The 12,727-nt window shown below is 48.3% G+C and carries 12 protein-coding genes; all 12 read right to left on the bottom strand.

Annotated features, from left to right (window positions below):
- Positions 1–59: 59 nt before the first annotated feature.
- Positions 60–668, bottom strand: a complete 609-nt coding sequence (locus AC1WMD_RS04055; RefSeq protein ID WP_088124201.1) for a DUF6230 family protein — start codon at positions 666–668, stop codon at positions 60–62.
- A gap of 365 nt (positions 669–1,033) precedes the next feature.
- Positions 1,034–1,951: a R2-like ligand-binding oxidase gene (locus AC1WMD_RS04050; protein ID WP_494256039.1), complete on the bottom strand. Its 918-nt coding sequence runs from the start codon at positions 1,949–1,951 to the stop codon at positions 1,034–1,036.
- A 104-nt stretch (positions 1,952–2,055) separates the two neighbouring features.
- On the bottom strand, positions 2,056–3,546 hold the full coding sequence (locus AC1WMD_RS04045) for an aldehyde dehydrogenase family protein (protein WP_494256037.1): 1,491 nt from the start codon (positions 3,544–3,546) through the stop codon (positions 2,056–2,058).
- 102 nt (positions 3,547–3,648) lie between these two features.
- Positions 3,649–4,077: a hypothetical protein gene (locus tag AC1WMD_RS04040; RefSeq protein ID WP_494256035.1), complete on the bottom strand. Its 429-nt coding sequence runs from the start codon at positions 4,075–4,077 to the stop codon at positions 3,649–3,651.
- A gap of 26 nt (positions 4,078–4,103) precedes the next feature.
- Positions 4,104–5,207, bottom strand: coding sequence for a Zn-dependent alcohol dehydrogenase (locus tag AC1WMD_RS04035; protein WP_043905766.1), 1,104 nt, complete (start codon positions 5,205–5,207; stop codon positions 4,104–4,106).
- A gap of 66 nt (positions 5,208–5,273) precedes the next feature.
- Positions 5,274–5,591, bottom strand: coding sequence for a hypothetical protein (locus tag AC1WMD_RS04030; protein ID WP_043905767.1), 318 nt, complete (start codon positions 5,589–5,591; stop codon positions 5,274–5,276).
- A gap of 34 nt (positions 5,592–5,625) precedes the next feature.
- Entirely contained in the window at positions 5,626–7,383 is a 1,758-nt protein-coding gene (locus tag AC1WMD_RS04025) for an ABC1 kinase family protein (RefSeq protein ID WP_043905768.1), read from the bottom strand.
- 43 nt (positions 7,384–7,426) lie between these two features.
- On the bottom strand, positions 7,427–8,569 hold the full coding sequence (locus AC1WMD_RS04020) for a thiolase family protein (protein ID WP_043905769.1): 1,143 nt from the start codon (positions 8,567–8,569) through the stop codon (positions 7,427–7,429).
- Between the two features lie 23 nt (positions 8,570–8,592).
- Positions 8,593–9,435 carry an SDR family NAD(P)-dependent oxidoreductase gene (locus tag AC1WMD_RS04015; protein WP_043905770.1) on the bottom strand — a complete coding sequence of 281 codons (843 nt, stop codon included), beginning with the start codon at positions 9,433–9,435 and terminating at the stop codon, positions 8,593–8,595.
- A gap of 24 nt (positions 9,436–9,459) precedes the next feature.
- A complete protein-coding gene (locus AC1WMD_RS04010; protein WP_043905771.1) occupies positions 9,460–10,251 on the bottom strand; it encodes an enoyl-CoA hydratase/isomerase family protein in 792 nt (263 codons plus the stop codon).
- Between the two features lie 90 nt (positions 10,252–10,341).
- Positions 10,342–11,559 (bottom strand): acyl-CoA dehydrogenase family protein, encoded by a 1,218-nt coding sequence (locus AC1WMD_RS04005; RefSeq protein ID WP_043905772.1) that lies wholly within the window; start codon positions 11,557–11,559, stop codon positions 10,342–10,344.
- Positions 11,556–12,701 (bottom strand): acyl-CoA dehydrogenase family protein, encoded by a 1,146-nt coding sequence (locus tag AC1WMD_RS04000; protein ID WP_494256033.1) that lies wholly within the window; start codon positions 12,699–12,701, stop codon positions 11,556–11,558. The genes AC1WMD_RS04005 and AC1WMD_RS04000 overlap by 4 nt, the downstream gene beginning before the upstream one ends.
- Positions 12,702–12,727 lie beyond the last annotated feature (26 nt).

Raw genomic sequence — 12,727 nt, 5'->3', positions numbered from 1 at the left:
GTTTCCCTCCATTCATTTTGGGGGAAATAGGCGATATATGAATGATGATGCACCTCGAATTAGAAATCCCCGAGTTTGCTGCCGTCCTTCATATTCGCAACGATTTTTAGTTTCATGCTAGGAATAGAAATGTCCCCCGCAGATAAGAAATGCGTATTTAATTTAGGATGATCAAGAGTTAAATTTGGCGCTTGCAAGTCAATGACATTGAGCGGATTATCTGTATAATATTCTTTCACTTGCAAATTTTTAAATAATGTATTGTCAGATTCAATACCGGATACTCTTAACTTCAAATTTTGGCCAACAACGTCCCCGCCTGTCACGATGACATCCACACTTTTGATGTTATAACTTCCGAGGGCACTCTCCGTGTTAATATTTTTTGAGAGCACCAACCCGTTAATAGTGGCTGATTCTAAGTCAATCGCTGCTTGTGCCCATACCGGTTTATTTTCTGTTTCGCCAAGTGATGGATATAATTTGAAATTTGTTCCTGTAATTTTGTCGGCACTGATGACAAAACCGCCTACTCCAGACAGTGGGAAAGCGGCAAAGACCGTGCCCGACATGAACAGAACCAAAAGTAACGCAATCAGCCCTAACATTCCTGCTCCGCCAATGATCCCAAGGCGCTTCTTGTTCACATTTAATGCGTTTTCCATCATAATTACCCCCTTTTTTACAAAATCCCTATTTCCCCCAAAATAAATACCTTATTTTTTAAGAATATATTTATTATTCAGAATATTGTCAAACCATTTTTCCATCTCCAACACATGAATCGACTAAGCGTTTGAAAAATCGGGCCATTCACGGAAACGTCCCTTCGAATCGCGAACTTGGGAAATGATGGTGTCGGGAGGTTGGGAAAAGCCGCACCTCCCCCTTCCACCTGATTTGGCATGACTCTTCGAAATCTTGAATCAACGAAGCTGGAAATGAGCATAATACTAGACGTCCGGAAATCGATATCATCTGTTCTCTTTTCAACCATTTCAATATCAGCCTAATCTTTGTTTTTCAAAACGGTCTAGCTCTCTACCTCTGTCATCGCTTTTTCAAGCTCATCAACACTGTCATATTTCTTCGCCCGGTCGATTTGTTTTTTCCGGATATGGAACTGTTTCACCGCATAGTTCTTTAACATGTCGTAGTCCACTTCTAGCATCCGTTTCGACGCTAACAGCTTTTTTTGTTGTTCTCCTAATGACACTAAATATTCGACATAGCCGAAGGCATGTTTCCACAGTTCATCCATATAATCAATGAACACCTTATAAAGGGCATGGTTGCCGGCGACAAGCCGCTGAATCGTGTAAATGCCAAATTGGATATGGCGCCCTTCATCCATATTCAAGTAATCAATCCCTTGCAAAATCCCTGGAAACAATCCCGCTTTTTTAAAAATTTGCCGGAACGCATAGTACCCTGATTCCGCAAGGGTCCCTTCGACAATCATGTTATACACGGTGGCCGCCCGAATGACCGCTTCTGGAGAATCATCTGTATTCAATCGGTTCATTGACTCCGGCAGCGCTTCGTAAAAAATCCGTTTGTAACTGTCATTATGGAAAACCGAAAGGTCCATATCACCGACGCCAACCGCTTGCTGCCAGCGGGAAAACATTTCCACATGTTTCGCTTCGTCATGCAAAAAGGTAGTCAAAAACATCGTGTCTTCTAAACGGCCTTGGCGTGCCATCGCGTTAATCATCGGCAAAATATCTAGCGTCACCGCTTCTTCGCCAGCTGAAAAACCGGCGACAAGCGGCAATGAAGCGATTTTTTCTCCATCACTTAAACGTTGAAAATCTTCTTGGTCTTGGCTGAAGTCAATATCAGCCGGATTCCACTTTCCTTGTTTTTTCGCCTTTTCATACAATTTATACATTGGATGATCCCATTGAATCGTTCCTTTCACCGTTTGAAAACTTTCGCGGTAAACCATCTTTTCCCCCTCCTATCATTTTGAATAGAAACGATAAAGTACACATTCCAATCGTTTGTCTGTCCGGTGTAAACTTCCCATTTAAACCTTAACCTTGTATATGTTTAGAAAAACGTCATCGGTCGATCGTTCAAGTCGCAAATGACCGATTTCGTTTCCAAATAACTATCGAGTGCCTGAACGCCTAACTCGCGGCCAATGCCGCTCTGTTTATAGCCGCCAAATGGCAAGGTCGGAGAAAGCACTTGATAAGTATTAATCCATAATGTTCCACTTTTGATCCGCCGCGCCATGTTGAGTCCCCTTTTAATATCCCGTGTCCAAACTGCCGCCGCTAGGCCGTAAATCGTTTCATTGGCAATTTGTACGGCTTCATCATCGTCTTTAAACGGAATGACGCTCACAACGGGGCCGAAAATTTCTTCACAGGCAATCCGCATAGTCGGAGTAACGTCAGCAAAGACCGTCGGTTCGATAAAATAACCATCAGTGAGTCCTTCGGGCACACGACCTCCTGTTAATAACGTCGCCCCTTCTTCTTGGCCGATTTCAATATATTGTAAGATTTTCTCATGTTGAGTTTTGCTGATGACGGGACCAAGGTCGTTTCGCATGTCGGTGCCAGGCCCGACTTTTAACTTTTTCGCTTTTTCTACCAACTTTTCAACGAATGAATCATAGACCGAATGATGAACCAAAATGCGGCTTCCCGCCTGACACACTTGCCCAGAATTATAAAAAACTCCAAACAACGCACTTTTCGCTGCATCTTCGATATCGGCATCGTCGAATATAATGTTCGGTGACTTGCCGCCAAGTTCTAAAGATACGCGCTTAATATACGGAGCGGCTGCTTGTAAAATATGCCGGCCGGTCGCAGTTTCTCCGGTAAAGGCAATTTTCGGAATCCTCGGATGTTTGACGATCGCCTTTCCCGCCTCATCCTTCCCCGGGAGGACGTTCAGCACCCCTTCGGGAACGCCCGCTTTCTGACACAACTCGGCCAGTTTTAATGCCGTTAACGGGGTTTCCGGCGCCGGCTTCAAAATCATCGTACACCCTGCCGCAAGGGCTGGTGCCACCTTCCATGTTGGCATAAGCAGCGGGAAATTCCATGGGGTAATTAACCCGGCAACACCAATCGGTTCTTTCATCGTCCATGCCATATAATTCGGCGGTGCGCCGTTTAACGAAAACGGCAACACGTCTCCTTGGGGTTGAATGACAAGTGAAGCAAAAAAGTCGAAACAATCGGCGGCCATCGGAATTTCCACGAACAACGCCATATTCAGCGGCATTCCGTTTTCGCGTGTCATTATGTGCGCCAACTCCATGTGGTGCTTACGGATTAAGTCAGCCACGTTCCGTAAAATTCTTCCCCGTTCAAGCGGAGGCATGGACAGCCACCTTCTGTCATGAAACGCCGCCTCAGCGCTTTTCACCGCCTCATCGACATCTCTCTCCCCCGCATTGGCGACACGCGCCGTGACTTTTCCTGTCGCCGGATCGATGACGTTAAACGTTTCATCGGTCGCGGCCGGCCTCCATTCTCCATTCAAAAACAACCCGGCTTCTGTCGTTTCCATCGAAATCATTGCAATGTTCCACCCCAATGATTAATTTCGTATGAACGAGCAACGCATTTTTCCGCTTCCCATGAGGTCAAATTTGTGCAGAGGACCTACCCTCATTTCGTTTTAGGCCAACAAATCTTCCCGGCCTAATTTCTTTAAATACTCGCGGTATGCCGGATAAATCGCATCCAATTGCGGCAACACTCTCAAGGCGTTGGCTAGCGGGCCTTGCACTTTAATTTGTTGGCGAGCTAGAGCCTGCTGCAAATCCAATTTTCCTAGCCAAAATTTATGGCCGACATCGGCGGTTTGTTCAAAAACAAGCTCCGGACGTAAATCATGATCCCCGCAAATCACTTTCAATCGGCCGTTCTCTTCCGCCCATGTAATCTTGCCTTCCGGTTTGTGAAACACGTATTGGACAAAGGCGTCGTACCCTTCGGATATTTCAGTAGAGGAAATCATTTCCTTTGATTCTTCCCTTTCAGCAACCTCTTCAAAAAATCCCCCGAGTATGGCATACAATTCTTGTTCATCTTTAAATAACGGCATATGTTCAACCCCCATTTCATAATCAATCATTCAGCAAACCGAATGACGCCGCGGATGTTTTTTCCCGTCTTCAACGCTTCAAATCCTTCATTAATTTGATCCAATGAATAAATTTGGCTCACTAAAGGTTCTAGTTGTAATTTTCCTGCCGCATATAAATCGAGCAGTTTTGGATAATCGACCGGAGGATTCCCTTGCCCAAGCCAAGATCCGGTCAATGTTTTCGATTGAGAAGGCAAGGAAAACGCATTGACGGCAACGTTTTCGTTTGGCGCGGCAATACCGACGATCACCGTTGTTCCTGTTTTTCTCGTGATGTTATACGCTTCAGCCATCGTCTCTGGCCGACCGATTGCTTCAAACGCATAATCCACACCATGGCCATCCGTTAAATCTAGTACGGCGCTGACAACATCTTCTTCACTGGCATTGATCGTATGCGTCGCCCCAAACGTTTTCGTCATGGCTAACTTTTCCGGCACAATGTCAATCGCAATAATTTGCTTAGCCCCCGACAAGGCGGCTCCTTGAATGACATTAAATCCAACGCCGCCGGCACCGATCACCGCCACCGTGCTTCCTGGCTCCACTTTCGCCGTCTTGATGACCGCGCCGACACCGGTCATGACGCTACAGCCGACAAGCGCCGCCAATTCAAACGGAACGTCGGCTCGGATCGGGATCGCTGCTCGTTCAGGAACGACCGTATACTCACTGAACGTTCCTATGGAAAGGAATTGGTAGACCGGCTTCCCACCAAGCGAAAAACGCGTCGTGCCATCGGGCATCGTTCCCATTGCTGTTAATTTAGCCGCTTCCTCACACATGTCGGGCCGCCCGATTTGACAATAGTAGCACGTCCCGCACGATGGCACCCAGTTTAGCACAACGTGATCGCCAACTTTCACGCTCGTAACTCCTTCACCGACCGCATCGACCACTCCGGCCCCTTCATGGCCGAGAATGATCGGCACCGGCAATGGCAAATGGGCATTAACAACATGCAAATCGCTATGGCAAATGCCGGCCGCTTTCATTTTCACCCGAACTTCGCCTTTGCGGGGCGGTTCAAGTTCGACATGTTCAATTCGCAGTTGTTCACCGTAATGGTGTAGGACAGCTGCTTTCAATCCGTTCCCCCCTTTTTTCCGTCATGAAAAACAATCGATTGCTTTCTCGTTGTCATCACGGATGTTTTACAGTTTTTCTAACTCCTCCACTTTTCGTCTGTCCTCATGGCGCAAGGCGTTCAAATACGCTTCCCACTGTTCTTTCAAAGCCGCTCGCATTCTTAAAAGCCCGATAACAAGCGGCCGTGTCGAATGATCATTCAAAAACACTTCTCTCAACACATCGTTAATATCTTCTTTCTTTCCCGGAATGCCGTGATCTCTGCCGTATAACAAATGCTCTTCTAAAATCCGTTGAATTTGCGGATTTCTAGGGCCGCCGCTTTGCCGATAAAACGCCGAAATTCGTTGCGACATCGTGGCCCTTTCCCGGTCTTCTTTCAATGTCGCCCCACCTCCTTCTATGAAAAGATGGACGTTAAAACAGCGATCGATGTTTTCTCGTGCGGAACAAACGCCAAAGCAGGAAGATGACGAGAATGATTGAGGCGGTCAATCCGACGTTGGCAATCGTTTCCTTACTCATCCATAGAAATGTCCCGTTCGGAATGCTTGAGATAATGAAACCGCTTGCAACAATAATGGCAAATGTGACAAGCGCCAATGCCAACCGATTCGCTATTTGGTTTAATATATTGCGGATCACCGGATCAGGTTGGATCTGCATATTGAGCCGCAATTTATTATCCGCCAAAATTTCCATCACTTTATTGAAGCGGCGTGGGAATGTCGCCACCATTTCAGACGACTCAGCTAACAAACTAGCGTTGGCTCGAAAATTAAATCGCTTGCTAAGTATACTTTTCAAAATGGGAATTTCATAAGCCTCGACGACTTGGCCGTAAGAGATTTCCGGGCAAATCCAGCGCGCTGTTCCTTCTGTTGCGGAAAACCCTTTTGCCCATAGCGCCAAACCGTTCGGAACTTTGCAATAGTTTTTGATCCCGATGGATATCGCTTCGAGTACGAGACGGCCATAATTATAGCGAGAGCTTCCTTGGTGGGCGGAGACGTAATTCAAAACAAGTGTCCTTAATTCGTCTTTCATTTTGACGACATCGGTATAAATCGTCGGGGTCATGAGCTCCATAAACACTTCAGCGGCGTCTTCAGCTTGGTTTAACTGGATATGCATAATCACCCGCATCAAAATTTGCGCCATAATGCTGTCTATGCGTCCGGTCATCCCCCAGTCAATGATGACCGCTTTTTTCGTATGTTTATTGATCATGATGTTCGATCCATGGGCATCGGCATGGTAATGGCCGTCTAGCATCGTTTGAACGTAATGATGGACAAGGTCGATCATAATTTTTACCCGTTCTTCAAAGGTGAAAAAGTCAACCGGGAAATCTTTAATAAGCCAGCCATCAATGTATTCCATGATTAGAACGTTTTTCGTCGCCTCGTACACTTCAGGAACGGTAACATATTCTGATTTTTTTCCGTATTTTTTCTTCATCTCCCTCATTTTTCGGGCTTCTTCCATCATGTCCAACTCATCCATCGCACTGCTGTAATAGTCTTGAACCAATTCTCTGAAATCGAGCGCCGCTTGCAGTTCGGGCGGTAAACGTTTTTGCAGCCACGACGCCATCTTCTTAATGACAATAATGTCGGTTTGAAACATTTTCTCTACAGTAGGGCGCACAACTTTCAACGCCACCGTTGGCCCGCCTTTCAATTTGGCCTTATACACTTGAGCGAGCGAAGCCGAACCGAGAGGCTCTTCGTCAATCCATTCAAACGTGTTCACCCCGTCGGGAAGTTCTTTCTCGATGATATATTGAATCTTGGAAAACTCGATTGGCGGCACTTTATCTAATAATTTCTCCAATTCAAGAGTAATCGGTTCGGGCAATAAATCTTGGCGGGTCACTAACACTTGGCCGAGCTTGATGAACGTCGGTCCTAACTCTTCAAAAGCTAACCTCAATCGTTTCCCGATTTTCCGCAAGTATTCGCTTTCGTGTTGGCTGAGCTTTCGTTTCCCGATCAGTTTTTTGGCCATTACATCTTTGATGAACATACCTAAGCCGTTTTTGGCAAAGACGGAGATGATTTTCCGACGCCGCTTTCCTATTGTAATCTCCGCAATTTCCTTCTCAATGGCTTCGCCGACTGCCGATAAGGACGAGAGACACTCTGGATATGTCTTTTCGACGGAAGCGTTCAAACCGTATCCCTTCCCTTCCTGTCTATTCATGCGTTCTCGGACGTTACAATCTCTCAATGATTGTTGCCGTCGCCATGCCAAAACCGATGCACATCACTTGCAGCCCGTATTTCCCGTCCATATCCTCCAATTGATGAAGTAATGTCGTCTGAATGCGCGCCCCACTCGCGCCAAGCGGGTGCCCAAGCGCAATGGCTCCGCCCCGCGGATTGACCTTTCTCATGTCTGGCTCAAGTTCACGTTCCCACGCTTTGACGACGGAAGCGAACGCTTCGTTCACTTCGATGACGTCCATTTGCTCCAAAGTGAGTCCCGCTTTGTGTAATACTTTCCGTGTAGCGGGAATAATCCCCGTTAACATCATCACTGGATCTTCGCCGACCACCGCCCGGGCGACGATGCGCGCCCGCGGCTTAAGACCGAGCGCTTTTGCTTTTTCTTCTGACATGAGCAGAAGCCCCGCTGCTCCGTCGCTTACTTGGCTGGAATTTCCTGCTGTCACTACACCGCTGTTCGGCTGGAACGACGGTGTCAGTCCGGCTAATTTCTCCATTGACGTATCTCTGCGAATCCCTTCATCTTTATCAAAAATGAACGGTCCGTCTTCCCCTTTCACCTCGATCGGGATAATTTCCCGTTGAAACCACCCTTTATCGGTCGCCTCTGCCGCTTTTTGATGGCTTTGAAGCGAAAATTCATCTAATTCCTCGCGGGAGAGGTTCCATTTTTTCGCGATCATTTCAGCGGATATCCCTTGTGGGACAATGTTGTACTTACTCGTTAAGTTTTTGCTAAATCTCCCCATATCGCTTCCCATCGGTACTCTTGTCATGCTTTCCACACCGCAAGCGATCGCAATATCGATATCGCCAGCGAGAATGGCTTGTGACGCCGTATGAATGGCTTGCTGGCTCGAGCCGCACATGCGATTTAGCGAAAAAGATGGCACTTCCACTGGAAATCCGGCTGCAAGTACGGCTTGCCGCCCAATGTTTCCGCCTTGCTCCCCCGTCATCGTGACACATCCGACGACAACATCTTCCACGGAACCCGCTTCAATTCCGTTTCGTTGTACGAGTGCCTGAAGGACTGGAACAAGCAAATCAACCGGATGCATGTTCGATAAGGAGCCTTTGCGGCGGCCGATGGCCGTACGTACAGCGTCGACGATCACGACTTCTGGCATCATATCCTCCTCCTTTCTCCCTGTTAAAATGTAAACAGCTCGATGCCCCCAGACACATTCAATCCAATCCCCGTGATATATTTCGCTTTGTCGGAGCAGAGGAAGGTGATGGCATTGGCAATATCCTCTGGTTCTCCGGGACGCTTAAACGCCGTCCGTTGAATCATTCGTTCGTTCATTTTTGGATTGCCCATGCGGAACGCTTCTGTATTAATGATCCCGGGGATAATGGCATTGACCGTAATCCCGTAGCGCGCTCCTTCCAACGCCATACTTTTCGTAAAGCTGAGCAACGCACCTTTTGTCGCGGAATAGCTGGCTTGGCCGAATCCGCCAAGCGTTCCGGCGACCGAAGACATATTGATAATCCGGCCCCACCCCTGTTCTTTCATGTACGGCCACACCGCTTTCGTACAGTTATACGCCCCGGTTAAATTTACCTTTAAATCGCGTTCCCATAAATCATCGTTTTGCTTTTCAATTTGGGAAATATGGTCGAGCGTCCCAGCATTGTTAACGAGAATATCAATCGATCCGAACTCTTCTTTCACTCTCGCAAATACTTCTTTCACTTGTTCGCGGTCAGTCACATCCATCTTGATCGCTAAGGAACGGCGGCCCATGGCTTGAATTTCTTTTGCAGTTTTCTCGGCATACACGACTTTCGTGCTTTGCATCACTTGCGACAACGGCCCGTATTTTTGTGCCATGACCCGGCTTTCCTCATCAGATTCAATAAGTATGTCGGTAATGACGACATCGGCTCCCGCTTCAGCTAGCGCTAAGGCGTCCGCACGGCCGATCCCGCGGGAGGCTCCCGTTACTACCGCGACTTTCCCTTTCAATAACTCGGCCCAAGAAGACATATTCATCCCACCTCTTTTCAATGATTAGCGGAGAAATTGAGGTTTTTTCTTTTGGAAAAACGCCGCCAGCCCAATAGCGGGTTCTCCCGTCTTGAATGTTTCGGCAAACGCACGCGCTTCCACGCTAAACCCGTCCTCAGCCATCCCTTCTGCCGCATGAATGGCCCGTTTGGCGAACCCCATGGCTTTGACTGCTCCTTCAGCGAGCTGCTCCGCAAACGCCGTCGTTTCTTCCACGAGCTTCTCTGGAGTTGTCACCTTGTTAATCAGTCCGATTTGCAACGCTTCTTCAGGATCCAACCTTTTCGCCGTAAAAATGAGTTCCGTGGCTTTCGCGCGTCCTAACAATCGCGTCATTCGCTGTGTACCACCCGCTCCCGGAATCAAACCGAGCGACACTTCTGTCAGGCCAATTTTCCCTTTTGACATGATGCGGAAATCGCAAGCTAATGCCAGTTCGCAGCCTCCGCCTAACGCATGTCCGTTGATCGCGGCAATAACCGGTTTCGGCAAAGTGGCCAAACGGTTGAAACATCGTTGCATGCGCGCACTTTGCTCGGCAATGCCAGCTTCATTCCCAGCGTATTGGCTGCCGCTTTGGATCATCGCTTTTAAGTCCGCCCCGGCCACAAATGTCTTTTCGTGGGCAGATGTAATGACAACCACGCGTACAGAGGGGTCCGCCTCAAGCTCATCTGCTGCACGTTCCAAATCGCGCATCAATTGTTCGCTGACGGCATTAGCCGGAGGATTGTCGATGACAACCCAGGCGACTCCTTTCTCTCTTCGATCAATGCGAATCGTTTCGTAAGACAACTTTTTTCCTCCTTTTCAAAAGATGACAGGTTCGAACAGCAAAAGCCCGGCCACCCTGCTTTCAATGAATTGGTTTGCCTTCCTCTACGTTTAAACGTGCACTCCATAAGGAGCATAAAGACGGCGGGCTGTCACTAAACGTTGGATTTGCTGCGTCCCTTCGAAAATATCGAATACTTTGACGTCCCGGTACAATTTTTCCACGAGATGCCCGTCGAGACCGATCGGGCCGAGTAATTCCAGACATTTCGAACAAACATCGAGCGCCATTTTGCCAGCCACCGCCTTGCATATCGCCGCTTCCATGGCGTTCGCCTGGCCGATATCCGCTTTCCAAGCCGCCTCCCAAGTGAGAAGGCGCGCCGCATCAATATCTTGCTCCGCTTCGGCCAACAGTTCCGCCGCTTCGTAATAGAGCCGTCCTTGCTTCGGATATTCTTTTCTGACTAAATCAACGGTATATTCATACGCAGCGCGGGCAATGCCAATCGCCATCGCGGCCACGATTGGGCGCGTGCTGTCAAATGTTTTCATGGCCACTTGGAACCCGGACGGCTTATTGCCGCTTGTGCTGTACAGTTCTTCGCCACCGAGCAAGTTTTCCTGTGGGACAAAACAATTTTCAAACAACAATTCCGCCGTCTCATTCGCGCGCAAGCCCATTTTATGAACAAGACGGGTGCAGCTGAATCCAGGTGTGCCTTTTTCGACCACAAAGGCTCGATGTCCGGCACGTCCCATGTTGGGGTCGCTCGTCGCAAACACCACGACCCAAGAGGCACGGGCACCGTTTGTAATAAAAATTTTTTGACCGTTCAACACGTACCCCCCATCCACCTTTCGGGCGGTGGTACGGATCCCCGATACGTCGGAACCGGCTTCGGGTTCCGTCAGTGCGTAAGCTCCCCAGCGCGGCTCGTCTTTCGTAAATATGGACAGAAACCGCTCCTTTTGTTCGGGGGTACCGCTGCTTTGGATCGGGGGACCGCCAAGGCCTGCTCCCGGAAGAGATAACGTAATCGCCGGGCATCCCCACGCCAACTCCTCAGTGGCGATGACCGCCATCCGATTTGCTTCCTTTTCCGATTTCTTGCCGTTTTTTTCTCCCGTTTTCGCCGTTCTTCCCCCGCCGCTAAAGGAAGAAGTGTTGAGATGGATGCCCATTTTGTTCACTTTATCCAACCACTCATCGGGCACTTTCCCTAACCGATCGGCTTCCATGGCGATCGGGCGAATTTCATGTTTGGCGAACCAGTGGACCAATTCTTTGATTTGCTTTTGCTGTGGCGACAATTCGAATGAAATCATTGGGCAACCCTCTCTTTCTGTCTGTTCATGATTTGTTCACCGCGGCGGACTAACAAATCTCTTTCCCTACCATATAAAGCCACTTGCGCTTGTGCGTCCCTCATCCACTTTTCCACCGGATACTCTTGCACATACCCATGCCCGCCGAGCATTTGTACGGCACAATCGGTCACATGACGAAGAGAACGATGAGCACGAGATAATGCTCGCAAGACATGGCCTTCCGCGTCGTTTGCTTGTTCATCCACTTTGATCGCCGCCTGCCAGACAAGGTGCTTCGCCGCCTTAAATTCAAAAGCCATTTCGGCAATCGTAAAGGAAACCCCTTGAAATTTGGCAATTTCCTGGCCAAACGCTTGGCGTCCTGCGGTATACTCGACGGCGTAATTTAATGACGCTTCCATTAATCCAATTTCTTTGGCGGCTTCGAGTACACGAAGACGCTGTTGAACGTTTGCAATCAGCTCGCTTGCTTCCTTTCCGCGAGCAATGACTTGTTCCGCACCAACATGGACATCAGGAAAGTGCAACCGACCAAGTCCAGCTGCGAGTAATCCTAAACGGAAGTCTCCTTTTAACACTTCCCAATGTTTATTTTCCAACCATAAAACAACGGATTCACCTTCCGAATCGACAGCAGCAATAAGGACATATTCAGCGGATGTGGCCAAACGAACCGGCTGCGACGTCCCTTTGATAATGTATCCGCTACCATTTGCACGAATATCGAGTTCCGACGCCCAAGGGGCATCCCTATCCGTTACATCAATGAAAGCCACGCTCGGCCAACAACCGTTCCGACCAGATGATTTGTACGATTGAAGCAACGGATGATCCGGTTGAAGGCGGATAAATGACGCCGCATCTCCTGGTCCCGACAGTCCTTGAACAATCCCTAAATCCCCGTAACTCAATGCCTGTAAAATTTGCACTTGAGAAATTAACGGCAGTTCAAGTCCTCCCCAGCTTTCCGGAAGTTCAAGGGTCAAAAATCCTAATTCCCCAACCATTTTCATAATAGAAGCGCTTACAGAACGGTTCGCTTCACACTCCCTTGCCGCTGGGCGAATATGTTCAACAGCGAAGTTTCTTGCCAAATCATAAAACGCTTGTTCTTCATCGGTAGGATGAAACGAAATCAAATCATTCTCCTCCTTAACTTCCGACG

The sequence above is a fragment of the Parageobacillus sp. NEAU-HV-2 genome (assembly GCF_059115485.1).
Note: the sequence above shows the minus strand (reverse complement) of the source record. Positions and strands in the feature narration are given on the sequence as shown.

What these genes read in the sequence shown, in the direction of transcription:
- AC1WMD_RS04055 (WP_088124201.1), bottom strand. Translation starts at nt 668, where the DNA reads ATGATGGAAAACGCATTAAATGTGAACAAGAAGCGCCTTGGGATCATT.
- AC1WMD_RS04045 (WP_494256037.1), bottom strand. Translation starts at nt 3,546, where the DNA reads ATGATTTCGATGGAAACGACAGAAGCCGGGTTGTTTTTGAATGGAGAA.
- AC1WMD_RS04040 (WP_494256035.1), bottom strand. Translation starts at nt 4,077, where the DNA reads ATGCCGTTATTTAAAGATGAACAAGAATTGTATGCCATACTCGGGGGA.
- AC1WMD_RS04015 (WP_043905770.1), bottom strand. Translation starts at nt 9,435, where the DNA reads ATGTCTTCTTGGGCCGAGTTATTGAAAGGGAAAGTCGCGGTAGTAACG.
- AC1WMD_RS04005 (WP_043905772.1), bottom strand. Translation starts at nt 11,559, where the DNA reads ATGATTTCATTCGAATTGTCGCCACAGCAAAAGCAAATCAAAGAATTG.
- AC1WMD_RS04020 (WP_043905769.1), bottom strand. Translation starts at nt 8,569, where the DNA reads ATGCCAGAAGTCGTGATCGTCGACGCTGTACGTACGGCCATCGGCCGC.
- AC1WMD_RS04050 (WP_494256039.1), bottom strand. Translation starts at nt 1,951, where the DNA reads ATGGTTTACCGCGAAAGTTTTCAAACGGTGAAAGGAACGATTCAATGG.